The organism is Alteraquisediminimonas sediminicola (assembly GCF_019740335.1).
Classification (GTDB): Bacteria; Pseudomonadota; Alphaproteobacteria; order Sphingomonadales; family Sphingomonadaceae; genus Alteraquisediminimonas; species Alteraquisediminimonas sediminicola.
Genome location: NZ_JAHXZS010000008.1, coordinates 37,955 through 64,151, shown reverse-complemented (window position 1 = coordinate 64,151; position 26,197 = coordinate 37,955). Strand labels below are relative to the sequence as shown.

21 protein-coding genes are annotated in these 26,197 nt (G+C 56.5%); 13 read left to right on the top strand and 8 right to left on the bottom strand.

Features of this window, described 5'->3' with window-relative positions:
- Positions 1-136 precede the first annotated feature (136 nt).
- Positions 137-1,498, bottom strand: coding sequence for an MFS transporter (locus K6117_RS13560; RefSeq protein ID WP_221796307.1), 1,362 nt, complete (start codon positions 1,496-1,498; stop codon positions 137-139).
- A gap of 182 nt (positions 1,499-1,680) precedes the next feature.
- On the opposite strand from K6117_RS13560, the gene K6117_RS13555 reads away from it, so the two are divergent.
- From K6117_RS13555 to K6117_RS13520, 8 genes are all read left to right on the top strand, one after another.
- Positions 1,681-2,490: an SDR family NAD(P)-dependent oxidoreductase gene (locus K6117_RS13555; protein ID WP_221796304.1), complete on the top strand. Its 810-nt coding sequence runs from the start codon at positions 1,681-1,683 to the stop codon at positions 2,488-2,490.
- Entirely contained in the window at positions 2,487-3,629 is a 1,143-nt protein-coding gene (locus tag K6117_RS13550; RefSeq protein WP_221796301.1) for an L-lactate dehydrogenase, read from the top strand. Before K6117_RS13555 ends, K6117_RS13550 begins: the two co-directional genes overlap by 4 nt.
- A 24-nt stretch (positions 3,630-3,653) precedes the next feature.
- Complete coding sequence (locus K6117_RS13545) at positions 3,654-5,390, top strand: FAD-dependent oxidoreductase (RefSeq protein ID WP_246605109.1); 1,737 nt, start codon at positions 3,654-3,656, stop codon at positions 5,388-5,390.
- 78 nt (positions 5,391-5,468) lie between these two features.
- Positions 5,469-6,395 carry an MBL fold metallo-hydrolase gene (locus tag K6117_RS13540; RefSeq protein ID WP_221796298.1) on the top strand — a complete coding sequence of 309 codons (927 nt, stop codon included), beginning with the start codon at positions 5,469-5,471 and terminating at the stop codon, positions 6,393-6,395.
- A 280-nt stretch (positions 6,396-6,675) separates the two neighbouring features.
- Entirely contained in the window at positions 6,676-7,950 is a 1,275-nt protein-coding gene (locus tag K6117_RS13535; RefSeq protein ID WP_343211798.1) for an aromatic ring-hydroxylating oxygenase subunit alpha, read from the top strand.
- Positions 7,947-8,480, top strand: a complete 534-nt coding sequence (locus tag K6117_RS13530) for a nuclear transport factor 2 family protein (protein WP_221796291.1) — start codon at positions 7,947-7,949, stop codon at positions 8,478-8,480. The genes K6117_RS13535 and K6117_RS13530 overlap by 4 nt, the downstream gene beginning before the upstream one ends.
- The gene (locus K6117_RS13525; RefSeq protein ID WP_221796288.1) at positions 8,477-9,238 is read left to right on the top strand and encodes an SDR family NAD(P)-dependent oxidoreductase; all 762 of its coding nucleotides are present in this window, start codon (positions 8,477-8,479) and stop codon (positions 9,236-9,238) included. Before K6117_RS13530 ends, K6117_RS13525 begins: the two co-directional genes overlap by 4 nt.
- A 29-nt stretch (positions 9,239-9,267) precedes the next feature.
- On the top strand, positions 9,268-10,608 hold the full coding sequence (locus K6117_RS13520) for an aromatic ring-hydroxylating oxygenase subunit alpha (RefSeq protein ID WP_221796285.1): 1,341 nt from the start codon (positions 9,268-9,270) through the stop codon (positions 10,606-10,608).
- 51 nt (positions 10,609-10,659) lie between these two features.
- Here K6117_RS13520 and K6117_RS13515 read toward each other — a convergent pair whose 3' ends face one another.
- The 4 genes from K6117_RS13515 to K6117_RS13500 form a co-directional block, all read right to left on the bottom strand.
- A complete protein-coding gene (locus K6117_RS13515; protein WP_221796282.1) occupies positions 10,660-11,331 on the bottom strand; it encodes a TetR/AcrR family transcriptional regulator in 672 nt (223 codons plus the stop codon).
- Between the two features lie 126 nt (positions 11,332-11,457).
- Positions 11,458-12,207, bottom strand: coding sequence for a TetR/AcrR family transcriptional regulator (locus K6117_RS13510; RefSeq protein ID WP_221796279.1), 750 nt, complete (start codon positions 12,205-12,207; stop codon positions 11,458-11,460).
- Between the two features lie 91 nt (positions 12,208-12,298).
- A complete protein-coding gene (locus tag K6117_RS14605) occupies positions 12,299-13,471 on the bottom strand; it encodes an acyl-CoA dehydrogenase family protein (RefSeq protein WP_221796276.1) in 1,173 nt (390 codons plus the stop codon).
- The gene (locus tag K6117_RS13500; protein ID WP_221796273.1) at positions 13,468-14,586 is read right to left on the bottom strand and encodes an acyl-CoA dehydrogenase family protein; all 1,119 of its coding nucleotides are present in this window, start codon (positions 14,584-14,586) and stop codon (positions 13,468-13,470) included. The genes K6117_RS14605 and K6117_RS13500 overlap by 4 nt, the downstream gene beginning before the upstream one ends.
- 147 nt (positions 14,587-14,733) lie before the next feature.
- Between K6117_RS13500 and K6117_RS13495 the strand changes: the two genes are divergently transcribed.
- The gene (locus K6117_RS13495) at positions 14,734-16,293 is read left to right on the top strand and encodes a fatty acid--CoA ligase (protein WP_221796270.1); all 1,560 of its coding nucleotides are present in this window, start codon (positions 14,734-14,736) and stop codon (positions 16,291-16,293) included.
- A gap of 16 nt (positions 16,294-16,309) precedes the next feature.
- Here K6117_RS13495 and K6117_RS13490 read toward each other — a convergent pair whose 3' ends face one another.
- From K6117_RS13490 to K6117_RS13480, 3 genes are read right to left on the bottom strand one after another with little or no spacing between them, the layout of a single operon-like run.
- The gene (locus K6117_RS13490) at positions 16,310-17,734 is read right to left on the bottom strand and encodes a 2-oxo acid dehydrogenase subunit E2 (protein WP_221796267.1); all 1,425 of its coding nucleotides are present in this window, start codon (positions 17,732-17,734) and stop codon (positions 16,310-16,312) included.
- An 11-nt stretch (positions 17,735-17,745) separates the two neighbouring features.
- Entirely contained in the window at positions 17,746-18,756 is a 1,011-nt protein-coding gene (locus K6117_RS13485) for an alpha-ketoacid dehydrogenase subunit beta (protein WP_221796263.1), read from the bottom strand.
- Between the two features lie 14 nt (positions 18,757-18,770).
- Complete coding sequence (locus K6117_RS13480; RefSeq protein WP_221796260.1) at positions 18,771-19,742, bottom strand: thiamine pyrophosphate-dependent dehydrogenase E1 component subunit alpha; 972 nt, start codon at positions 19,740-19,742, stop codon at positions 18,771-18,773.
- Positions 19,743-19,840: 98 nt separating this feature from the next.
- Between K6117_RS13480 and K6117_RS13475 the strand changes: the two genes are divergently transcribed.
- From K6117_RS13475 to K6117_RS13460, 4 genes are all read left to right on the top strand, one after another.
- Complete coding sequence (locus K6117_RS13475; protein WP_221796257.1) at positions 19,841-20,602, top strand: SDR family NAD(P)-dependent oxidoreductase; 762 nt, start codon at positions 19,841-19,843, stop codon at positions 20,600-20,602.
- A gap of 31 nt (positions 20,603-20,633) precedes the next feature.
- Positions 20,634-21,395, top strand: a complete 762-nt coding sequence (locus K6117_RS13470) for a ThuA domain-containing protein (RefSeq protein WP_221796254.1) — start codon at positions 20,634-20,636, stop codon at positions 21,393-21,395.
- Between the two features lie 171 nt (positions 21,396-21,566).
- Positions 21,567-23,735, top strand: coding sequence for an arylsulfatase (locus tag K6117_RS13465; protein WP_246605107.1), 2,169 nt, complete (start codon positions 21,567-21,569; stop codon positions 23,733-23,735).
- Positions 23,736-23,777: 42 nt separating this feature from the next.
- Positions 23,778-26,114: an arylsulfatase gene (locus K6117_RS13460; protein WP_221796249.1), complete on the top strand. Its 2,337-nt coding sequence runs from the start codon at positions 23,778-23,780 to the stop codon at positions 26,112-26,114.
- Positions 26,115-26,197 lie beyond the last annotated feature (83 nt).

Genomic DNA, 26,197 nt, shown 5'->3' with positions numbered 1-26,197 from the left:
TGTGAGTCAGTGTCTACCAGAAGGTAGAGGCTGATAGCGCGCGCAATAGCCCGCCCATCTATCTCTAAGCCTTGGTCAAGGGTGAGTGCCACGCCTCTATCCATACCGGTTCAATGAGGATCTAAGCGCAAAATACCTAAGCTTCAATTTGCTCTCTGGCATCAGCAATGGCGCGGCGCATCGCACCTGCAGCCCAGAGAAACATGCACACGGCGATGATGCTGGTAAGCCCTGCGAATAGGGACATCGACAGGCCCAGCTTTGCCTCATCGGCGAACAGGATATCGGTGAAAGACGCAACGACGATCGGCGCCAGCACACTCGCAACGATGGACAGGATGACCATGTAAACCGCTGATACCTTGCCGCGCAAATTTGCAGGGGTGGCAATCTGCAGCGCGGCCGGGCCGATGCCGGCGAAGCCCATCACGAAGAAATATGCGAGGTTATACAGCACCACCATCGCGATCGCGCTGCCTGAGAGATAGGCGAAAATTCCGCACGGCGCTGCCAGCAGCGTTACCCCTGCGAAGTAGAGCAGGTGCGCATTGGCGATGCCCCGGGAATAGAGCTTGTCCACGATCCAGCCATGTAATGCGAGGCCGAACAGCGCTGACCCAAACTGCGTCCAGCCAATGATATAGCCGATCCGTGAGAGGTCCCAGCCGAAGGTGCGCGCTAGAAAGGTCGCGTTCCAGGATTGCAGGCCGACAATGAACGCCATCACAAGTGCGAAACCGAGAATATGGCCGGTGTAGAATCTTTTGTGACGGCGCATGTAGACCCACAAATCGGCATAGCCGGTATGGGTGATCACTTCATTCACGCCAGACTTGGCCCATTTGCGCGCCGGTTCGATTGCGAACATGATTGTCGGGGCGAGCAGCAGTCCTGGCAGGCCGGTCAGTATGAAGGCTAGCTGCCAGCCGTGCAGAGAGCCAAGTATAGGCAGGACTTGCGGGGCGGTCGCAGCCCAGGCGATGATCGCACCACCGGCGACAAACGACAGGGCGCTGCCGAGATTACCGCCAAGCACGAAGAGTGAGAGCGGCAGCGCCAGCTTGCGTGGCGGAAATAGGTTGCCCAGCAGGGAGTAAGCGGTGGGGTTGATTGTTGATTCGAAGGCGCCGACGGTCGCTCTGGCGCCGAAGAGTTGGCCGAAAGAGTTAGACAGGCCAGAGACCATAGCGCCGATAGACCAACCGGTGACTCCGACGAACAGCACTTTGCGGCGATTTATGCGGTCCACTAACCAGCCGACCAGTGGACTGGCCAGCATGAAAAACAATCCAAAAGCAAGCCCTTGTATTAGCGAGACCTGAAGGTCGCTGAGGGCCAGATCGCGCTTGATATGCGGAACAAGCAGGGCTGCGAGCTGGCGGTCGAGTGTGCCAAACGCGTAAATCAACGTCAGGATTGCGACACTTCGCCACGCACCAGGAAGGGGTTGGTCGTTCCAACCTGCTTCGCTGGTGACCGGTTCTCGGTTAGGCTTCATCTCGCATCCTCTTTTTCATGCATGTTGCAATTTTCAGCTTGTGTAGTATAATTTCGCGGTCAGGTATAGGAGGTGTTGCGCCCGGCGATGTCAAAAAGTATCACGAGATACCAAATTTGACATCTGCCGTATCGGCGCACCTTTGTATCGCTTAGGTAAAGCATGAAGTGGGAGATTGCGATATGAGCGATACATTGCCTTTGTCGGGAAAGGTTGCGCTGGTTGTGGGGGCGGCTGGTCGCGATAATATGGGGCAGGTTATCGCTCGTCGCCTTGCCGAGGAAGGCGCGCATGTGGTCGTCTCAGGACGTCACCGGGAATCGCTCGATGCACTGGCTAACGAGATCGGCGGTGCCGCCATGGTTGCCGACATTACTTCACGCGATGATTCGCTGCGTCTCGCCGATTATTTTCGCGATGCGGGTGGACTGGATGTTATCGTCAATGCCACGGGCTGGGGGTTACGAGGGCCTTTCGAGGAAGTGACTGAAGAGGACCTTCGCAAGATTGTCGAATTGCAGTTCATCGGTCCATTCCTGTTTTTTCAGGCGCTGCTGCCGGTTGTTCGCGATGGCGGCTCCCTCATCCAGATAAGTTCCGCAACCGCCACGATCATGCTTGATGACCACGCGCCCTATATGGGGACCAAGGCCGGGTTCGATCATGTTATGCGTTGCATCTCGCTGGTTGGTGGCCCGCGCGGTATTCGCGCCAATTCGGTGTCGCCGGGGCTTACTGACACGCCGATGACGGCGGGGGCCAAGAGCATCCCGGGTGTCTACGAGACGTATCGTGCGCGCTACCCTTTGGGGCGGATTGGTACCAGCAATGACATTGCCGATGCAGTTTGTTGGCTGGCGGGTGACGGATGCTTTATGACCGGACAGAATCTGCAGGTGAACGGCGGCCTGACACTGCGCGGCAACCCCAGCCGAGCAGATGTGGACGCCGCGGTGGTCGCGGCGACCGGAAAGCCTAGGCCGTCGCCATGACCGCATTGCCCAGCTATGTGGATTTCCGCGATGTAGCACGACGGCGTCTGCCGCACTTCCTGTTTGAATATTATGATGGCGCGGCCTTTGATGGCCGCACGGCAGAGGCCAATGTCCGCGATTTTTCGCTCTTGCCGATGGAGCAGAGGGTGTTGTGCGATGTTGGTGGCGTATCGACTGCAACCAGCTTGCTGGGCGAGGCATGCGCCTTGCCGCTTGCATTCAGCCCGATCGGGCTCGCAGGCATGGCTTGGCGGCGAGGTGAAGTGGCCGCCGCCGCTGCCGCGCAAGCCAAAGGAGTGCCTTTCAGCCTATCAACTACATCGGTCTGTGACATGGCCGAAGTGGCAGACATCGCGCCGCCGTGGTTCCAACTGTATATGATGCGTGATCGTGCGTTCATGGCAGACATGATAGATCGGGCGCAGGCGCAAGGTTGCCGGACGCTGCTGTTGACGGTTGACCTGCCAGTTCTGGGCACCCGCTGGCGCGATGCCCGTTCCGGGCTGAATCAGCGCGGGATAGGTGGAGCGATATGGCGCGCGAGACAGATTGCCATGCGGCCGGGCTGGGCCTTGTCGGTGGGTCTGGGCGGTAAGCCACACACGCTTGGCAACATCAGTCATGGGCTGGGTGGCGGCAAGTCGCTGGCTGCGTGCATGGCGTACACGAGCAGTTCGCTTGAAACCAACCTAAGCCCTGCGACGATCGAGTGGGTTCGCTCGCTCTGGTGTGGAAATCTTCTCGTTAAGGGGGTGTTGCGCGAATCTGATGCTCTTGCCGCGCTGTCAGCGGGGGCCGACGGCATCGTCATCTCCAACCATGGAGGACGCCAACTCGACGGGGTGCCCAGTACGGCATCGGTTCTTGAACGTATCTCCCGTGCGGTGACGGGCCGTGGCGTGGTTCTGGTAGACAGTGGCATTCGCACTGGACTGGACGTTTACCGGGCGCTGGCGCGTGGTGCTGATGCCGTCATGGTGGGACGTCCCTGGCTGTTCGCCTTGGCGGCCGCAGGCAGGGTGGGCGTGGAGAAAATGGTCGACAACCTACAGGCTGATTTGCGGATCGCGATGGCTCTGTCAGGCACGAGATCGATTGCCGAAATTCGGATGCAGGGCGGATTTCCTGCAATTTGAGCTATATAATTAATGAGGATTAGGATGACGATGACGAAACAGGCACTACAAGGCGCAGTGGCACCGATTGAATGCGATGTGTTGGTGGTGGGATCGGGCGGCGCCGCTCTGACGGCCGCCCTCACTGCCAGCCATGCGGGACTAGATGTGTTGGTGGTCGAGAAAGAGCCTGTTTTCGGCGGCACGACGGCGACATCGGGGGGGATGCTCTGGATTCCGGGCAATCGTCACTCTGCCGCCTTGCAGCAGCAGTTGGGCGAAGCCGATGATCTTGAGACGGCTCGGCGCTATATTCAGGAAGAGGCTGGCAATTTCGGTGAAGCCGATCGGATTGATGCGTTTCTGCGTTATGGCCCTGAGATGGTCGAGTTTCTGGAAGATAATTCCCATGTTCGTTTCGCGGCTTGGGAATATCCGGATTATAATATGGATCATCCTCAAGCGCGCCGGGTTCGTTCGCTGACTTCGGTGGATTACGACTCGTCAAAGCTTGGGAAAAAGCACCTGTTGCTGAAACGTGAACTGCCGCAATTGCTGTTTTTCGGCTTTGCCATTGGTTCGTCCGTGGAAATGAAGCAGTTCTTCATGGCGGGACGCTCGCCAAAGGCTATGGCGGCAGTAGCCATCAAAATGGCCCGGCACCTTTTTGATACTGCCCTGCATGGTGCGCCGCGCCGGGTCGTGCGTGGTCGGGCGTTGATCACGCGACTGGCCCAGTCACTGTTCGAACGCAACGTGCCTATCATGTTGTCGTCTCCGGCGCGCGGTCTGTTGAGCGAAGGAGGGCGCGTTGTCGGTGCACGGATACAAACACCTGAAGGCGAGCGTCTGGTGCGTGCGCGTAAGGGTGTGATTCTGGGTAGTGGTGGCTTTCCGCATGACAACAAGCGGCGCGAAGAGGCTTATCCCGCCAATGCCCATGATGGCCAGTGCCGTTCTGTCGCCAATCCCGGCAATACAGGCGATGGTGCGCGCATGGCTGAAGATGTCGGCGGTGTTTTCAGTGCTGAAATTTCGAATGCCGGCGCGTGGATGCCGACTTCGGTTGTACCCGGAGTCGAGGGGCAGGAAAGTGTCTGGCCGCATCTGGTTGATCGGCTCAAGCCTGGATTCATTGCGGTCGATCCGCGTGGCCGTCGATTTGGCAATGAATCGGCTGCTTATTCGGCCTTTGTCCCTATGATTATCGAGGCCTGCAAAAAGGATCCGCTGGCCTATGCCTGGTTGATCGGTGACAGTCGTGCCGTCAACAAATGGGGCATCGGCCGGGTGCGTCCGCGCCCATTCCCGCGCGCATCATATATCAAATCGGGCTATTTGATCGAAGCGCCGACGATGGCGGCTCTGGCTGCTAAGCTTGGTCTTGATCCCGAGATTCTTGCTCAGACAGTTGAGAAATTCAATGCTGATGCGCGCAAGGGTGTCGACACAGAGTTCCAGCGCGGCACCAATGCCTATGATGCCTATCAGGGTGATGATGAACACACCGGGCCTAACCATTGCCTTGCTCCTCTGGAAAAGGGGCCGTTCTATGCGATGAAAATATTCGCGGGCGAGATTGGGACTTTTGCCGGTATCCGTACCAACAAATATGCGCAGGCCGTGCGTGCGGACGGGACGGCGATTGAAGGCCTCTATGCCGTTGGCAACGATCAATACAATGTCTTTGGTGGGGCTTATCCGGGCGCGGGGGCAACGCTCGGGCCGGGCCTGACGTTCGGCTATGTCGCAGGGCGCCATGTCGCTGGTTTGCTGGATTGATCTTGCCAGCGCGTCATGTTGGTCGTGAGGATTGGAGTGGTTATGACAAGGTGCACGTTGAAGTTCGCCCTTTCGGCAATGTTGGCGATCTACGCGCCCTGCGTTGCTGCACCGGCTCAGAATGTTGCAGGACAGTATAACTCGCCCCATGTTTCGCGAGGGTTGCAGGCTGGCGCACAAGATTTTCCCGTTTTATCGCGTTATCTTTGTTCGCCGCCTCGCCCCCGAGCCATTTCCGGAGTGGATGTGCCACCGCCGCCACATCGGATTCCGGCCGGAAAAGCCTTTGATAACCTTTATTTCGTTGGTCATGCGAAAGCTTCGGCTTGGGTAATCGAGACCAAGGCTGGGCTGATCCTTATTGATGCGCTCGATAGTCCTGCAGAAGCTCAGGACTATATCGAAAGCGGGTTACGTAGTCTCGGTCTGGATCCGGGTCAGATCAAGGTGATGATCGTGACACATTATCATAAGGATCATACTGGTGGAGCCGCGTATATCGCGAGCAAATATCATCCGCAGGTGGTCATGGGCGATGCTGATTGGAAGGCCCTTGCTGATTTGCAGAAGGATTTGCCTGCTTCCGACCGGCTGGAGCGGGATCGTTCAATCCAACAGAATGAATCGCTGACTCTCGGTGACACGAAAGTCGATATTTACATGACGCCAGGTCATACAGAGGGGACATTGTCGCTCATTTTCCCGGTAAGGGAGGGGGCCCGATCCAGATTGGCCGTGTTGTGGGGAGGGACTGACATCCGCCAAGACTATATGGCGTATGCGCGCTCGGCGGCGCTCATGAAGGGTCAGGTCCAAAGACGCGGCGTGGATGTGTTTTTGTCCAACCATGCCAGTGCCGATGACACTGAAGTCAAATTAGCGAGGCTCGCCAGCGGGGCGACGCAAATCAATCCATTCGTGACGTCTGTGTCACGCACTCGCCGGGCATTCGACATGTTTCATGAATGCGCTTTGGCACGCGCTGATTATTACGCGAAACGCTAAACAAGAGCCGGAGAGGCACAGTTGGATGCCCCAAGAATAAGGGGGCGACCTGAACTATCATATCGGTTCGGGAATACGACCCAAACAAAACAAGCAAGATTGTTTTTTTTATTCGAATCGGTTATGTACGGAATAGAAAGACCGAAGGTCTGCGGGAGAGGACATTATGAACGACAGCTCATTTGCTCGTGATCGTGCCGCACGTGATGCGCGGCGCCCTGGGCCAGACTGGAACGATCTGGCAGCGGCTGATAGTCGCCGCGTGCCGGATTATCTTTTGGTGGACAGCCAGCACCCCATGACCACCGAACCACTCGACGTTGCGCGTTATGTTAGCCCGGAATTCTTTCAGGCCGAATGCAGCAAGATGTGGCCGAAAGTTTGGCAGTTCGTGGCGCGCGTAGAAGAGCTGCCGGAACCGGGCAGCTATGTGCTTTATGAAAATGCTGGCCGTTCGTTTCTGGTCGTGCGTCAGGAGGATGGCTCTGTGCGTGCGTTCCATAACGTATGCCTGCATCGCGGGCGGCGCTTGCGGTCACAGAGCGGTAGTGCCAGCTCATTCATCTGTCCCTATCACGGATTTTCTTGGGATATTTCAGGTGAATTGAGCCGGATTCCCTGCAAGTGGGATTTCAATCACCTAGAAGAAGACAAGCTGTCTCTGCCAGAAGCCGAAGTGGGCGAATGGGGCGGGTATATCTTCCTGCGCGAAGAAGCTGGCGGACCGTCGCTTGAAGAATATCTCGCGCCACTGCCTGAGCATTTTGCGCGCTGGCGCCATGATCGCGCCTACACGATGAAATGGACAGCCAAGGTTATTCCCGCCAATTGGAAGGCCTGTGCCGAAGCATTCATGGAAGCGTACCATGTTTCCACCACGCACCCGCAGATCATGCCATTTACGGGCGATACGCTGACCAAATACGCCCTGTATGGCGATAATGTGAATGTTGCCATCACGCCCTTCGGTATATTGTCACCGAACCTTGGCGATGAGGGTGAGGCGCAGAAAATCATCGATAATTTCGTACGCTACAATGGCCGCGTGGTTGAGCCGGGCACGACGATTGAAGTGCCTGAGGGCAAGAATGCGCGTCAGACGATGGGGGACTTCAACCGGGAGCGGTTCGGCAAAGTCTTCGGTATGGACCTTAGCGAGGCAACGGACGCCGAAGTTCAGGATGCCTTCACTTATAACGTATTCCCTAACTTCTCGCCTTGGGGGGGCTTCCAGCCAACGGTAGTGTATCGCTGGCGGCCTTGGCCGGATGAAAAACATACCTTGATGGAAGTGCGTCTGCTTGGCCGCTTGAAGGAGGGTGAAACAGCACCTGTACCCGAGATGGTGATGATCGCGCCGGACGAGAGTTTCGAGTCCGAACTCGGGCAGCTTGGCTATATTCTCGAACAGGATATGCGCAACCTCCCCGAAGTGCAGAAGGGCATGGAGCGTTCCAAAAACAGGAAGCTCGAGCTTGGGCAGTATCAGGAAAGCCGTATCCGGCATTTTCATGAGACGCTCGACAAATATCTGGCCGGGGGAGATGACCAATGAGCCAAAGTGATAATGTCTATCATGCAAAACAGGCCTGTACGGACCTTGTTTACAAGCTGGCTAGAGGCATAGACCGCTGCGACCGGGACATTCTGCTATCGGTATTTCATCCCGATGCAACGGACGATCACGGCCAGTTCAAGGGAACGGCGGTAGAGTTTGTTGATTGGGTGTTGCCAGTTGTAGCAACAATGGAACGAACACAGCACTTTATCGGTAACGTCTTGATCGATGTGGACGGCAACGAGGCTTGGGGCGAATCTTATTTCATCGCGAACCATGATATGAATGGGCCGGACGGAAGTCCTATTCGCTATGTCGTTTCGGGACGTTATCTTGATCGGTTCGAACGTCGCAATGAAGAATGGCGGATCGCGCATCGCGGCTGCGTATTCGATTGGAACGCCACGCATCCAAAAACTGATGCCTGGGATCGGATTGAAGGGCCGCGCCGATATGGCGAGCGCAACAAGAATGATCCTGTCTATGCTGAAGGCATGGCGCCTACCAAAAGCAAGGAAGAAGCATGAGACTGGCTGGGAAACGGGCGATACTGGTAGGTGTTTCGTCGACTGAAGGCATGGGGGCAGCAGTTGCCGCACGTATGGTTGCGGAAGGGGCGCGGGTCGTTATCGCTGCTCGAGATGCGGGTCGTACCGCCGCGGCGGCAGAGCAGCTTGGTGTGGAATGGACGACGATAGATCTGCTCGACGAACCGTCTATTGCCCGGGGCATGAATGCGGCCCGCGAGAAACTGGGTGGACTTGATATTGCCGTGAATCTGGTTGGTCAAAATCAAGCCGCACTGCTGGCTGATGAGACTGCGGATGGCTTGCTCCATCAAGCCCGGCTGCACTTTGTGGGCACGGCACTGTTCATTCGCGATGCCGCTGCGGCGCTGAGTGGACCGGGATCGATCGTGACCATTTCGTCGCTGACAGTCGAACTGACCGGCGCGCGATTGGCCGCCTATGCTGGCAGCAAGGCGGCGGCTGACAAGGTCGTCCGGGTCGCGGCTCTTGAATATGGCGATCGGGGCATTCGGGTAAATTCTGTCGCACCCGGCCTAACTAGAACGGCGATGACGGGTGCCTATTTTGACAATCCGGCGATCATTGGTGCTTTTCGGCGAGAAACGCCGCTCGGCAATACGGCTGATGTCGCCGATGTCGCGAATGCGGTGGTCTGGGTGGCCAGTGATGAGTGCATCGCCACCGGGGACCTTATTCGTGTCAGCGCGGGCGCGCATCTGCGGCGCCTTCCCACCCCTGCTGATTTCATAGCTTAAACATTTTGGAACGTTGAGAGGAAAGCCAGATGATCACTACCGAAAACGCCAAGCCGCGTGTTGGGATCGATCCTGCCAAGGCACCAGATCCCGTATTGAGCGATCGGCCATTCGACCCTAGCCATTATTGGGATAAGGATTTCTGGAAGCAGGAATGGGACAAGGTCTGGACGCGCACCTGGCAGATCGCTGCCATGACCAACCAATTCAAGAATCCAGGCGATTTTGTGACGCTTGAGTTCGGTCATGAAGTGATTCTGGCGATTATGGGCACCGATGGGGAAATTCGCTGCTTCTATAATGTCTGCCAGCACCGGGGCATGATGCTTGTGACTGAGGAAGTGGGTTCTGCCCCCTCCAAGCGGCTCACCTGTCCATATCATGCATGGTCATGGGACGTGAACGGCATCCTCAAGACGGTTCCGGATGAACCGAATTTCGATAAGTCGCTGAATTGCCGTGATAAGCACCTTGTCCCGATCCGGACAGAGTTCTGGGGCGGTTTCGTCTGGTTCAACATGGACAATAATTGCCAGCCGCTACGGGAGTCTCTCGAGCCGGTCGCCGATCACCTCGACGTCTATCCGATGGAGGAGATGGTTCGGACGCTTTGGGTCACGATTGAAGGGGATTTTAACTGGAAGCTGGTTCAGGACAATTTCAACGAATCCTACCATGTCTTCCATGCACATCCGCAACTGAAATATGTGGCCGAGTTTGCTTATCGCTATTCTCAGTTCGATATGTATCCGAGCGGCCATGCACGGATGCTGATGCCGGGTGGTGCGCCGAGCCGGACCGTCAAGGGTGGTGAGGATGAAATCATCCGTCAGTTGGGCGAACATATGCAGTTCTGGGGGCTCAATCCCGATGATTTCCGCGGGCGCATGCACGAGCTGCGTGAGGCCTTGCAGCGCCAGAAGCGTTTGCTTGGAGCCGAAAAGGGGTACGACTATTCGCGCTTCGACGATTCCATGTTGACCGACAACTGGCATTATACCTTGTTCCCGAACCTGTCGCTGAGCCTGAAACCCGATGGCAACATCTGGCTGCGGGCCCGACCGCATCCGACGGATCCGGAAAAGTGCTATTTTGACATGTGGTATCTGAACTGGTTCCCCAAAGGCCAGGAGCGTTATTATTCTCCAACCTTGCGCGATTGGGTGGACATGGCGACCCCCGCTCCGCACCAGATCGGCAAGGCCGGGGATTATTCCATGGGGCCGACGATTGATCAGGATGTGGCAATCTGGGGGGCGCAGCAGAAGGCGCTGCATTCGCGTGGCTATAAAATGGAAATTCTCGCGGGTCAGGAAGCGCGCGTGCGCTATTTCCACGACAATCTTGAAAAGTGGATCAACCGTCCCTGATGGAGGCCTTTTAGGCGATCCGTTAGCGCTGCGTTCAGAACTAGGGTGAAGTCAGGCTGGCCAATCCAGCCTGCCTTCGCGCAGGTCCAGCAGCACATTCGAAAGCAGCGAAAGGATCGATCGTTCTATTTTTGGGTCGTCCCAAACCGCACGATTGAGCACCATGCCGCTCATCACGGCCTGCACCAATCGCCTAGAGCGCCCCAGTCGTGCGCGATCTCCCGCCCATTCTGGAAATACCCGTGCCAATTGTTCCTGCCAGACCCGATCATGGCGTCGGGCCTTGGGGACGAACATTTCTCTCAGTTCATCATCAGTGCGGGCCGCAACAATGAGCTCGAGATAGGCGCAATATTCGCGTGAGAGATACAATTGCCAGTCGATAAGAATGCCTGCATTGTCCTGCGTGCGTTTTTCTTCGGTGAGTTCGCTGACTGCGATAACGAATTTTTCCATGTGACGATAGAAAGCATGGTCCGTAACTGCCTCTATCAATTGTTGCCGGGTCGCATAATGGTGAAGCATTGCCCCGCGTGAGAGACCGGCAATGCGTGCAATTTCCTTGGTCGTAGTATTAGCATAGCCATGACTGGCTAGGCATTCGACCGTTGCATCAAGTATTGCGATACGCGTATCCGCGCTTTTCCTCTGCTGGAGACCTGCATCCACGGCGGTTGTACCGGGGGATTGTAATTCGGTGATGGCGGTCAGGTCATTGTTCATAGGTGCTTACCTGGTCGTATTTGAAACTGCAGCCTGATTGGGCTTACGAATTGAATGGCGGATAAATGCAGCACAAGAGACAACGCTGCGTACCGACCAATCTTACAGTCAAAAGCTGTATCAGGATCAGGCCGGCTCAGGCGGAATGTAAAACGGTTTTGGGTATTCGGGCAATTGGCCCGTCCTACGGATACTTATGAGGAGTTCGCTGGCGCGATCACGGTCGGCCCCGCGGATTGCACCGACGACATGGGTCAGCACAGCAGTGATCAGTCGCCGTACATAATCTTCGTTTGCAATGCGGCCCTGTGCCCAGTCGTTGATCGTCGCATATTCGAGGTTGGCGATTTCGTCAGCGAATTCATCTACTTTGACCCAATCTTCAAGCAGATCTTCCCGCACCAAGCGGTTGAGCCATTGTCGGAGGTTGATGTCCACCATTTCACGCATCGCCATCCAGATGTCGCGATTGGCGGATGGTGCGAAGAACACTGCGGCCACCGCCTTGGTATAGTTACGCGCACGCAGGTTGCGGGAGTTGACCGACATCAGTCGATCGACGATGCCGTCCAGAGTTTCTGCAGACGTGCGGTATCGCATGTACCGGTTGACGTCCTCATACGCCTCACGAATAGCAAGCGTCATGATACGGTCGCGGTTATGAAAAGCATTGTAAAGCGTACGCTGTGCAACATCGGCGCGTTTGCAGAGCGTGCGGATGCTGAATCCTTCGATCCCTTTTTCCGCTAGCAATTTGCGCGCTTCACGCAGGATACGGGTCCTGCGTTCATGGATCGATGTGCTGGAATAGACGAGTTGCCGTTCGGGATTAGCAGCTAGTGTTGTTTCAACGGTTATGGTTTCGTGGTCTGCCATCTAAATCGCCTGCAGGTTGCATCAAAATTCGACTCTTGGATGTAGGACACTGCATGTCAAGTCACTTGGAGAGAGATGGGCGCTGGTTCTGCTACAGCCCCAGTGCCCCACGAGCCAGAATGGTCTTCTGAACCTCGCTTGTGCCACCAAAGATGCTCATTGCCTTTGAATTCATAAAGCGTGCGGCCGCGGTAACGCAATAGTCTGGACCGACTACCTGCCCCCCTTCATAAAGTGCCGCGGCCTGATCGACGAGACCCCATTCGCCAACGGCGTCAAGGAACAATTGGCTAGCCGTTTGATACAATTGAGATGCTTTAAGCTTCAAGATCGAAGCATTTGCATTGCCGACGGATTGGCCGGAATCGATCGCCGCCAGCATGCGCTGCTGCGTATACTCGGTGGCGCGAATATCAACGTCAAGCGCGGCGTAGCGCCGGAGCAGGGACGGGGGTAGGCCACCATTTTCCTGCGCCATGCGCCGGAGCAGGCCGACGACCCTGAGCGTGCGACCTGTTGCAGCTACACCGCCGCGTTCGAACTCGAGCAGATATTTGGCTACAGTCCACCCTTGATTTTCCTCGCCGACCCGATTGGCGACGGGGATGCGGACATTGTCGAGGAATACCTGATTGACTTCGTGCTCACCCGACATGGAGAGGATAGGGCTTACCGAAATTCCCGGTGTATCCATTGGTACCAGCAGGAACGTAATGCCGGCTTGTGGCCGGGCTTCTGTATCGGTACGCGCCAGAAGGAACATCCAGTTGGAAGCATGGGCAAAGGTTGTCCAGATCTTCGTGCCGTCGATCACATATTCGTCGCCATCGCGTATAGCCCTAGTCTTGATCGAGGCGAGATCCGACCCTGCGCCGGGCTCTGAATAGCCCTGACACCAGCGGTCTTCACCGGACAGGATACTTGGCAAGAACCGTGCCTTTTGCTCTGCGGTGCCGTGGCCGATCAGGACCGGGCCGCACATACTGATGCCCATTGCGGGCAGCAAGGGCGCATTCGCCAACGCGCATTCGCGTTCGAACACGAGTTTTTGCTGTGCCGTCCAGCCTGGGCCACCGAACTCTGTTGGCCAGCTCGGCGCCGCCCATCCTTGCCGGTAGAGAATCCTGTGCCAGCGTTGGGCCAGTGCAGGTTCTGCAAAAGTACCGGTCTGTCGATCCGCTTCTTGGCGAAGATCGGTCGTTAGGGCTTGATCAAGGAACGCGCGAACCTCGTTGCGGAACGTTTCAAGGGCTAAGTCGGTCACGCAGCGCTCCTAGTGACGGGTGAGGCGGGCTGTACTTCGCTGCAGATCGCGTTCTCGATCAGCCGGAAATGTTGTTCGGTGGTGCCAAGTTCACCACGAAGCGCCATGGCCCTACGGAAATAGCGGGACAATGCCAGTTCTTCGGTGGTGCCAATGCCCCCGTGAAATTGTACAGCGCAATCGGCCATCTTCTGTAGGGCGTCATTAGCACGCGCCTTCGCGGCAGATGCGAGGAGCGTGTCGGATAAATCCCGGGATGCCGCCAGTGCCAGCGAATGTGTCAATTCGATTTCTACCAGCATTTCAGCGAGACGATGCTGCACGGATTGGAATGAACCGATCGACGCACCGAATTGTTGGCGTTGCCGTACATAGGCCACTGTCTGGTCGAGCAGGGATTGCATCACGCCCGTTGCCTCAGCAGCGGTGGCGGCAATCATGGCCGTTTGTGCTGCCACCCAGATGGCTTCCGCAAGTGGGCCGCGTGCGAGTATGTGTGTTGGTTTCAGCATCAGGTCGGTGATTGTTATTTTGCCCGCCGTAGCTTTATCGACCAAGGTGAAGGGGACGATGCTGATGGCTGCGTCGTCAGTATCAAGCAGCACGATACAGCTATCGCCGTTATCCTCCATCCTGACGGGTGCGAAGATGTGAGTGGCCAAAGGCGCGGCGCGCACGATGTCGAATTGCCCCCACAAGCGGATACCAGTTTCGGTCTCTTGGCCAGTCAGCGTTCTTTTCTTCGGAAATGTGCCAATTTCCTCTGGGAAGGTTGGCAGCGCCGGACGCATGGCGCCGCTGCCGAGCGTGTCGGCGCTATCATTCTGGTTGGTTGCGGAGAGGATGGCCCAGGCCCCTGCGAGCGCTGCACCGAAGTTAGCGCAGGCTAGAAGTGCCCCGCGCTGGTGGAAATATGAAAAGTGGAAGTCGCCATCATCGCCCAATCCCCCATGTTTGTCGGGGGCAATGGCCATGGTTAAACCCAGCTCGGCGGCAGCCCCCCACATGGGTGCGAAGTCGTTGTCTGGATTTTCGTTATTAGCTGAAATGCGCTGGTTCCAGTCGGACAGGAACCGTTTCTGCATGTCGAGCACGAGGGTGTGAGAATCATCCATTTTAATTTAGTATCACATGTTCTATTATTTTGAAAAGGCAGATTTGCCAATCGCGGGAAACTGATTAGATAGTAGTGCAAGTTATATTTTAATGTAACCCTTTTGTGAAGAATTTCCCGCGCCGATGGATGGAGCAAGCAGGTTAAAATGACCCCAATTTTCAATCACCTTTCGCAAGTCGCGCCAGCTAAGGCTGCGGCGCTGCAAGACAAGGCTGCGCTTGTCTGGGACAATGAACGCATCAGCTATGCCGAATTCGGCGACCATGTTGCACGTGTGGTGAACGCCTTGGTGGATGAGGGCGTGCGCGCTGGTGATCGCGTTGCGTTCATGGCGCGCAATACGCCATATTATTACGAGGTGCTGTTGGCCGTAGGGACCATAGGTGCGGTCATGGTTCCCGTGAACTGGCGCCTTGCTGCTCCTGAAATTGAATGGATTATTGCCGATAGCGGCGCGGTCCTGCTCATCTGCGGGGACGAGTTTCTCTCAGCTTGCGCGCCGCTTATGCAAAAGCTTCCTGCTTTGCGTACAGTGCTGACGTTAGATGGCGATTATGTTGCCTGGCGCGATTCGCATGATGCAATCTGCCCGCCGGTCGTCGATGGAAATCCCGATGATGTCGCGGTGCAGATGTACACATCGGGTACAACCGGGCGCCCAAAGGGGGCCATGCTGACGCACCGTGGATTGCTCGCCTTTCGATCGCTTCCGCCCGAACAACAGCCCGAATGGAACAGGTGGAGCGACGACGATGTGAGTCTGATCGTCATGCCGCAGTTCCATATCGGAGGCACGGGCTTTGGTTTGCAGACCTTGTGTGCGGGGGCGACCGGGTTGATCCACAAGGAGTTTGATGCCGGGAAAGTGTTGTCTGCGATTGCGCAAGAGGGGCTGAGCAAGATTTTCACAGTGCCTTCGGCCACTCAGATGCTGATCGCGCATCCGCAGGCACGGTCAACCGATTACAGTCGTATTCGCACACTGATCTATGGTGCTTCACCCATGCCGCTTGATCTCCTGCGCGAGGCAATGGCGGTGTTTGGTTGTGGTTTCGTCCAGCAATATGGCATGACCGAGATGTGTGGAACGATCTGCGCGCTGGTGCCGGAGGATCACGATCCTGCTGGCAATAGCCGGATGGAATCGGCCGGACGGGCGTTGGAAGGCGTGGAGATACGGATTGTTGACCCCAAGGGGAAAGCGCAGCCGCCGGGAGTGGTGGGGGAGATTGCGATACGATCCGTTACCTGCATGAAGGGCTATTGGAACCAGCCTGAGGCTACTGCCGACGCCATTTCCGCCGATGGCTTTTTCCGCAGTGGCGATGCCGGTATGCTCGATAGAGACGGATATCTGACCATTGTTGATCGCGTGAAGGACATGATCGTCAGCGGAGGCGAAAATGTTTACCCGGCTGAAGTGGAAGCCGTACTGCGCAGCCACCCGGCGATCGCAGAGGTCGCTGTGATTGGCGTACCCGATCCCAAATGGGGCGAAGCTGTCAAAGCGGTGGTTGTCCCGCTTGCTGGCCATCGTCTCGATCAAGCTGAAGTGATTGGCTGGGCGCGTGGACAGCTTGCCGGTTACAAATTGCCTAAGTCTATTGATCTTATTGCCGAACTGCCTCGTAATGCCAGCGGCAAGGTGCTGCGCCGTGAATTGCGCGCACCATATTGGGAAGGGCGGGAACGGGCGATCGGTTGATCGCCCGTAAACCCACTTAGTTGCCGAAGAGACTTTCGGGCGTTTCGATGAGTTGGCGCAGCGTGGCCATGAACGCTGCGCCGACTGCGCCGTCGATAGCGCGATGATCGCAGGATAGGGACAGGCTCATCCGGCTTTCGAACGCGATAGCCCCGTCAGCTGTTTCGGCGGCAACCCGGCGAATGCCGCCCACGGCGAGAATGGCACCCTGAGGCGGATTGATGATCGCGTCGAACTGATCAAGCCCAAACATGCCCAGATTTGAGATCGAGAACGTGCCGCCTTCCATGTCCTCATAGCCCAGACGGCCCGCTTGCGCCTTGTCGATCAGGCGGCGCGAGGTGGTCGCTATTTGATCAACGCGGAGCAGGTTTGCACCACGGACCACCGGAGTTACCAGACCCTTGGGGCTGGCAACGGCGATTGCGATATCGGCGTGCGGGAAGCGATGAATCCGATCCCCATGCACCTGAATGTTGACATCTGGATGCCGTATGAGCGCTAGCGCCACTGCCCGAACCAGATAATCGTTGATCGAGGCCTTGCTGGACAGGACTAAATTGGCGGTTTTGCGCAACGCGACCAAGGCATCAACGCGGGCTTCCATACGCAGATAGAAATGTGGGATATCCTGTTTCGCTGCCGTTAGCCTGCTGGCAACGACCTTGCGGATACGATCCATCTCCACGATTTGGGGCGTATTGTCGGCTGGCGTTGTGGGGGCATCGCCTCGATTGGCTGGGATCAACGCAAGGACATCTGTCTTGGAGATGCGGCCACGCGCACCAGTTCCTTTAACATGAGCAAGGTCGAGGCCATTTTGTGCAGCGATGCGCAGGGCTAGCGGCGAGGCAAATATCTTTGGCTGCTCGCTGGGTTGGGCCAAAGGCCCCCCCAGCACGGGCTTGTCGGCGTCTCGCCCTGCCTGAACCACATCTTGCAGGGTGATGCGTCCATTGCGTCCCGATCCTTCGATGGGGTCGATTGAGATTGCATTGCTCTCGGCATAGGCGAGGGCTTCAGGACTGATCGGGCGATTGGTTTCGATGCGAAGCGGTGGCTGGGGTGCTGCCGGTACATCCGCTGTATCGACGGTTAGCGGCTGGACTTGGGGTTCGGCCTGTGCGCGTGCGCCGGCCTCACCTGAAGCACTAAAACTGGCGATAAAGGCATCTACTTCCGCGGTGCTGACCCCGGCATCGCCAAACACGGCTAACAGTGCGCCAACTGGTTCATCTTCACTGCCTGCCGGCACGAGGATGCGGTGCACGACCGCATCATATTCGGCCTCGACTTCATTGGTAATCTTCGATGTCTCGATCAGGCATAATGTCTGCCCGCGAGTGAAAGCTTCGCCTTCTGCTACCATCCATTCTGCGATGGTGCCTTCGGTCATTTCGATGCCCCATTTGGGCATTGTGAAAGCGCGGATATTGGTCACGATAACAGCCCTTACTTCCAACTGAGTGTTTTGCGGGCCGCGGCCGCGATTTTTTCGGGCGAGGGTAGATAGGCCGCCTCAAGTTCGCGTGCGAAAGGCACTGGCGTGTGTGGTGGAGTTACTGCGACAGGCGGTGCCTTCAGGGCAACGAATGCCTTGGCGCACACCAATGAGATAATGTCCGTAGCGATATTGCAGCGTGGTGGGGCTTCGTCGACTACGACTAGGCGTCCGGTAACCTCCACAGAGTCGAGAATGGCTTCTTCATCAAGCGGGCTGGTGGTGCGCAGGTCGATGACATCGCAGCCAATGCCCTCTGCCGCAAGCAGGTCGGCTGCTTGCTCGCAATAGCCCAGCATCAAGCCGAACGATACGAGCGTGACGTCGGTGCCCGCGCGAGTCAGGCGGGCATGGCCAAAGGGAACAAGATATTCGCCATCGGGCACATTGCCCTTTGTGGCGTAGAGTGTCTTGTGTTCGAGGAAGATGACCGGGTCATCGTCACGGATGGCCTGAGCAAGCAGCCCCTTAGCATCAGCCGGGGTGGTGGGCATGACTACCTTCAGGCCGGGCATGCCGGTCAGCATCTGGTGCACCGATTGACTGTGCTGGGCGGACGCATTGCGTCCTGCCCCATAGGCCATGCGGATCACGACCGGGCAACGACTTTTGCCGCCGAACATGTAGCGGAACTTGGCGATCTGGTTCCAGATCTGATCCATGCAGACGCCGACAAAATCGGCGAACATGAGTTCAGCGACAGGGCGTTTGCCGGATAGCGCAAGACCCGCAGCTGCGCCGATGATGGCGCTTTCGGAAATCGGGGTGTCAATCACCCTGTCGGCACCGAAACGGCCAAACAGCCCTTCAGTTGTCTTCCAGATCCCGCCGATGGCTTCGGGGCCACCGGGGGTTCCCATGCCGCCGACAATGTCCTCGCCCAGAAGGACCACATTCGGGTCACGTTCCATTTCGGCGGCGAGGGTCTCGAGGATCGCCGTCCGGTACATCTTTTTTTCCATTGGAATGCCTCGCTTCAGTAGGAGATGTAGACGTCGGTCAGGACGTCTTCGGCGGTGGGGCGTTCGGCCGCGCGGGCATCGTCCACGGCAGATTGAATGAGGTCGAGTATTTCGGCGTCGAGGCTGTCCAGCTCGGTATGCGAGAGCAGACCGGCGCCGGTCACGCTGTCGCGGAATTTACGCAGGCAATCGCGCTCGGCCCTGATCCGATCCAGTTCGCCGTCTGCGCGGTAGCGTTGCGGATCGCCTTCGAAGTGGCCGAAGAAACGCTCGGTATCGAATTCGACCGAAGCCGGACCGTGACCTGCGCGGACATATTCAAGCACGTCGCGCATCGTGTCGTATACGGACATGAAATCGGTGCCGTCCCCGCGCCAGACCTTCATGCCGAAGGCTTCTGCGCGGCTGGCGATATCGCCCGAGGTGCCAACGGCATATTCATAACCGGTGTGTTCGGAATAGTGATTGTTTTCGAAGATGAAGATGCATGGAGCCTTGGTGACAACCGCAAAATTCATGGCTTCAAAGGTCGTTCCCTGATTGCAGGCACCATCGCCGGAAAAGGTGATTGATACGCCGCCTTTACCATTTAGTTTGGCGGCGATGGCAGCACCCACGGCAATCGGCGCACCGGCGCCGACGATCCCGTTTGCGCCTAGCATCCCATGCTCCTCGCTTGCGATGTGCATCGAGCCGCCCTTGCCCTTGCAGGTGCCTTCGCGGCTACCCCATATTTCCTTCATCATCCCTTTCACTTCCACGCCCTTGGCCAGACAATGGCCATGCCCTCTGTGCGTCGAAATAATCTTGTCGTCGGCTGTGAGGTGTTCGCACACGCCAACAGCTACGGCTTCCTGCCCGCTGTAGAGGTGTGTGAATCCAGCGATTTCACCGGTCATGATTTCGACGTGCAGTCGCTCTTCGAATTCGCGAATCAGCTTCATCTGGCGATAGGCGCGAAGCAGTGCCTCCCGGCTTAATTGCATGATTTGGTCCTTAGATTGTAGAGCGGTGGCTAAAAAGACTTGACGGGCATACTGAAAAGTAGTGCACTATGCAATAATTGAATTCTAAGGAGCTTTAGATGGATCTCGGGTTAAAAGGCGCCAAAGTCATCATGACGGGTGGCGGCAAGGGAATTGGGCGTGCTGCTTTGGAACTCTTCGCGGCAGAAGGGGCTGATGTCGCATTCTCGGCCCGCAGTCCGGCTGTTGTTGAAGAAGTTGCATCAGCGCTGCAACGCCACGGGGGTAAGGTACACGGGGCGGCCTTCGACATGGAGGCTGGTGCAGATGCTTATGCCGAATGGCTTCGGCAGGCGGTGGCTGCGTTAGGCGGCTGCGACATTTTCATTCCGATGATTTCGTCCTCGGGCGCGCAGTCGACCACCGATTGGCACAAGTCATTCGAATATGATGTCATGGGCGCGGTGCGTGGATGTGAGGCGCTTGAGGCCGAACTCGAGAAGTCTGACCGTGCGGCTGTGGTCTTGATGTCGTCCACTGCGGCGGTCGAAACCTTCATTCGTCCGCAAGGATACAATGCTGTAAAAGCTAGTCTTGTTACCTATTCTGGTCAGCTGGGTCAGGCATGGGGGGCAAAGGGCATTCGCGTCAATTGCGTCTCACCCGGGCCGATCGAGTTCGAAGGCGGCAACTGGCCGCGCATCTGCGAACTAAATCCCGCGCTTTATGAGGCGACCCGTGCTGGCTTCGCACTGGGGCGGTTCGGTGCGGTGGAGGAAGTAGCGCGCGCTGTTGTCTTTCTGGCGAGCCCGATGTCATCGTTCACCACTGGGGTAAATCTTGTGGTCGATGGTGGTTTCACCAAGCGCGTACAATTCTGACCAAGTTATTTGGAAGGCGCGAGGAGTGACCATGTCCCAACGTATCGATGCACATTTTGTGGCTGCCGGAAAGCATCACGACATCGATTTTGCACGGCTTGAGCTCCTCAAGCTTCTGGCAGAGCATCCGGAAGTCCGCACTACCGTTGCGATGGATTTTTCTAATCTTGACCGAATCGTCGAGTGTCGATTTTTGGTGACGTACACCTGCGACGTGATGCCTAGTTTGGAAGAAACTGCTGCGCTGCGCAAATTTGTTGAGGGGGGAGGGCGGTGGTTGGCTCTTCATGGCACCAATTCGATCCTACGTTTTACCAAGGATGGCGTTGATTGCCCGGATGATCGGCCTGATGTCATGGAGCTACTTGGCACCCAGTTCAGAGCGCACCCTCCGATTGCACCGTTTTTGGTCGAAGTTTGCCGCAACGATGATGCGTTGACCACGGGCCTTTCCGACTTCGAAGTAGTTGATGAACTATACCTCTCGGAGGTGCGGGCTCCGATCGACATTTTGCTGCAGGCGCGGTTCGATGGGCGAACGGAGCGGTTTACGAAGAAGGATTGGCCGGATGCCATTGCGCCAATCCTTTATCGCCGGCGTTTGGGCAAGGGCGAGATTGTTTACAATACGTTGGGTCATTGTCGCGGGCATTTTGATCTAGTCGAACTTACCCCATTTTACCCGCACCCTGAACGGGGCGCATGGGATTACCCAGTTTATTATGAATTGCTGCGACGAGGTTTGCGCTGGGCAAAGGCAGAGGTCCGATCAAGCGGTTGGGTCGACAAGTAAGATATTCGATACACTGAAAAGGATGAGATGATGCGTTTTAGCCAGAACCTGAAATCCGGAGTGGCTAGTGTGGCTATGATTGCCACCATGTTCTCCACTCTCGCTACAGCGCAGAATATCACGGCGCACGATCCGCAAGGTGCGCCTCCGCCACCCTGGCCCTCTATGCCAATGGCACCGAAGAATGCGCCTAATGTCTTGCTGATCATGACGGACGATGTCGGTTTCGGTGCGAGCAGCACCTTTGGCGGTGCGATTCCTACACCCGCTTTCGATGAGCTGGCGGCGGCTGGGGTTCGTTATAACCAGTTCAATACCTCGGCCCTGTGTTCACCCACCCGTGCGGCATTACTCACCGGTCGCAACCCTCAGGCTGTGGGCATGGGCAATGTGACAAACAATCCTACTGCCTATCCAGGCTATACTACCATCATACCTAAGTCGGCCGCCACGGTGGCGACGGTCCTACGCGAGGGTGGATACAGCACCGCCATGTTCGGCAAAGGGCACATTACCCCTGATTGGGAGCAGAGCCAGGCCGGGCCGTTCGATCGTTGGCCTACCGGCTTGGGCTTTGAATATTTTTACGGATTCCTGAATGCGGATGCCAATCAATTTGCGCCAGCGCTTGTTCGCAATACGACTCCAGTCGATCCTGCAACCGGCAAGCCCGGTTATGTTCTGGATCAGGATCTGGCTAATGATGCCATTCGCTGGATTGACGAACATAAGGCACTTGCACCCAACAAGCCGTTTTTTATGTATTATGCGCCCGGTACGGCGCACACCCCGCATCAGGCACCCAAGGACTGGATTGATCGGTTCCACGGCAAGTTTGACCAAGGCTGGGACAAGCTTCGCGAAGAAATCTATCTGCGCCAGAAGCGCATGGGCGTTATCCCTGCCAACGCGCAACTGTCGCCCCGCCCTTCCAGCCTTCCGGCCTGGGATCAATGTACGCCCGCACAGAAGAAGCTCTATGCGCGCTACATGGAGGCGTATGCGGGGGCGTTGGCCTTTGCCGATGCACAGATCGGTCGGATCATACAGCATCTGAAGGATAGCGGACAGTTCGATAACACACTCGTCATCTTCATTCAGGGGGATAATGGCGCAAGTGCCGAAGGTGGCCTTGACGGGCTGATGTATGAGCAAAGCGCCCTGACGCGATCACCGGAAAGCTTCGATTACAAGCTGGCGCACATCGATGACATCGGCACGGTGAATGCGTATAATCACTTCCCAGCTCCTTGGGCTTGGGCGATAAATTCGCCGTTCCAATGGTACAAGCAGGTGGCATCGCATTTCGGGGGCACGCGCAACGGGATGGTGATGACTTGGCCTGGACATATACCCGCTGGTGGAAGCCTGCGCAGTCAGTTTCATTATGTGACTGACATTGCGCCCACCATTTTGGAAGCGACAGGGATTCCCGCGCCGGCTGTCGTCGATGGTGTGCCGCAGCAAAAGATCGACGGGATCAGCATGAGCTATAGCTTCACTCAGCCCAAGGCGCCGTCGCATCGGCGCGAGATGGTGATCGAACTGATGCAAAATCTGGGGGTCTATAAGGATGGGTGGTTCGCAGGCACTACGCCGGGGCGTGTAGCATGGGATACGTCAAAGGATGTTGCCGTGCCGGTCGATCAGCGTAACTGGGAACTCTACCATGTTGCCGAAGACTTTTCGGAGAGCCACGATCTTGCGAGTAAGGAGCCTGCGCGCCTTGCTGATATGAAGGCATTGTTCTGGACGCGAGCTGCCGAAAGCAAAATATTGCCGATCCACAATTCGACTATCGGGGTTGGTGCTGCAGGGCGTCCATCGCTGGCTACGGGGAGGGATGAATTTCTGTATCGTAGCCGGATTCGCAGGGTGCCACTGGACAGCGGTCCGAATTTTTATAACCGAAGCTTTGACATTGAGGCTAGCATTGTCGTGCCGCAAGCCGGTGCCAGTGGCGCGATTATTGCTGCGGGTGGGCAATTCGGCGGTTACACGCTGGCGCTGATCGATGGGCGCCCAGTATTTGGTTATAATGCCGTGCCGCCAAATATTTCTATCGTGCGCGCGGATGAACAACTCACTCCCGGAGAGCACCGGGTCAATGTCGATTTTGTCTATGACGGTGGCGGTAGAGGCAAGGGCGGGACTGTTACCATTCTGGCCGATGGCCGCAAGATCGGCGAGGGGCGTATCGAAAAGACAGCGCCGCGTTGGATTTCCCACACGGAAGGCCTTGATATTGGCGCTGACACGACGACGCCCGTCATCCATGATTATGCATCCCCTGCGGAGTTTTCGGGCGAAATTCGATGGGTTAAGTTCCGGGTGAAATAGCCAATCAAAGGAGAAGACAGAATGCAATATAGGAGTAAAATCTTGTCGGTATCGACTGTATTGGTTTTTGTGCTTCACGGAATTGGTATCGCTCAGGGTGTAGATCGTACAGTGTTGCCGGTCGTCCCAGCGCCATTTATTGGTCGGATTGGGCTGACGGCGGCAAATTCGACGCCTGACTGGCCTAAACCGGTCAAGGCTCCGTCGGGCGCGCCAAATGTGCTGGTGATTATGACTGACGATATAGGGTTCGGTACCAGCTCCACTTTTGGGGGGGCTGTGCCGACCCCAACGCTGGAAGCGCTCGCGCGCGATGGCGCCCGGTACAACAAGTTCCATACGACAGCGATGTGTTCTCCAACTCGTGCGGCCTTGCTTACTGGGCGCAATGCACATGCAGTCGGTTCTGGGGCCATCACCGACGTAGCCTCAGGGTACCCCGGTTATACTTCGGTTATACCGCGCAGTTCTGCAACCATTGCACGGATATTACGCGACAATGGTTACAGCACGGCGATGTTTGGAAAGCATCATAATATCCCCCGTTGGGAAGCATCGCTTTCCGGGCCGTTTGATCGTTGGCCAACCGGATTGGGTTTTGAGTATTTCTTTGGGTTCATTATTGGCGATACTGACCAGTGGCACCCGAGATTGTACAGAAACACGCTGGCGGTAGATGACAAGCCCCAAGACGGGGCAACGCTCGACAATCTTTTAGCAAATGATGCGATTCACTGGCTGCATCAACAGAAGGCGGCATCTCCCGACAAACCATTTTTTCTCTATTATGCAACGGGTACCGGCCATGGGCCGCATCAGGCCCCCGCGCAGTGGATTTCTCGATTTCGCGGTAAGTTTGACCAAGGTTGGGATGAGGTTCGTGAAGAAACCTTTGCACGTCAGAAGCAGCTCGGGATCATTCCCTCTGATGCGATACTGACGCAGCGCCCCAAGGAAATCCCGGCATGGTCCTCGCTTACACCCGCGCAGCAACGTGTCTATTCGAGGTATATGGAGGTTTTTGCCGGGATGGTTGCCTATCAGGATGAGCAGATAGGCAGACTTATCGCCGAGTTGCGCCGCATGGGACAACTCGACAATACGATGATATTCTTCATCGAAGGGGATAATGGTGCAAGCGCTGAAGGCGGTCTCAATGGCACTTTCAATGAAATCGGGCATCACAAGAACGGGCTTGCCGTACGGCGCACTTTAGAGAACGATCTCAATTATCTGGCCGATATGGGTGGGCCGGGAACGCAGCCGCTTTATCCCGCGGGATGGGCGTGGGGAATGGGGGCTCCGTTCCAGTGGACGAAGCAGGTTGCCTCACACCTAGGGGGTATCCGGAATGGCCTAGTGGTACGCTGGCCGGGCCATGTATTTCCGTCGGAGATTACGCGTAATCAGTTTGCGCATGTCACGGATATAATGCCGACGATCCTGGAAGCGACGGGCATTCCTGAACCGCGCTTAGTAGATGGTGTCTTGCAGCAGGAAATAACCGGTCGTAGCCTCGCATACACTTTCGCCAATCCCAAGGCGGCCGAGCCTGCCCGCACACAATATTTCGAAATGCTCGGAAATCGGGGCGTCTACAGGAATGGGTGGTTCGCGGGTACGTCACCCAAGCGGGTGCCGTGGAAGGTCGAGGCAACGCCCGGAGATGCATGGTCAAGTTACCAATGGGAACTCTACAATCTGGATGAGGACTATAGTCAGTCGGAAGACCTCGCTGCCCGCTTGCCTGGCAGGCTGAAGGAAATGCAGGGCGTATTCTTTGATGAGGCAAGGCGGAATAATGTGTTGCCGATTGATGATGAGTTGAGTCCCAACAGGCTGTCCGCAGCTAGACGGCATTATGAGGAGTATCGTAGTCTGTATGAATGGTGGGGATCGGACATCAGTATCGCCGAGGATGTCGGGCCTTCTTTCACGGCCGCATCTTTCAGTGTCACGATTGATTTGAAGGGCGTTGCCCCGAATTCGACTGGAGTTATGTTTGCGCGGGGGAGTTGGTTCGGCGGGTGGAGCTTCTATCTCGACAATGGCCGTCCAACCGTCATGGTTGCGGCTTCAGAGCGATCTGACGACCAGTTTCGTGTCTCTTCTCATTCGGCTGTTTCAACAGATTCCGCACACGTGGTGTTCCGCTTTACATCGCACAAGGGCGGAAAGTCTGCGGGTGGAGAGATGTGCATTGAGTTCAACGGCAAGGCTGATGCCTGCGGGCAAGTAGCGCGTACCCCGGCGGTTGATGCGGGACAGGGAGAAACAATCGATGTCGGGAAAGATAGCGGGGTGCCGGTGACATTTGCCTATCCGGTCGGGGCGAAATTTCCCGGGAAAATATTGAAAGTTGCAGTGGAAACACATTGATTTTACTCGTCATAGAGGCATCACCACCAAAGGTATAACGCGTATAAAAATTTTTCCCTAGATGTCTTGCAATCCTGCCCAAG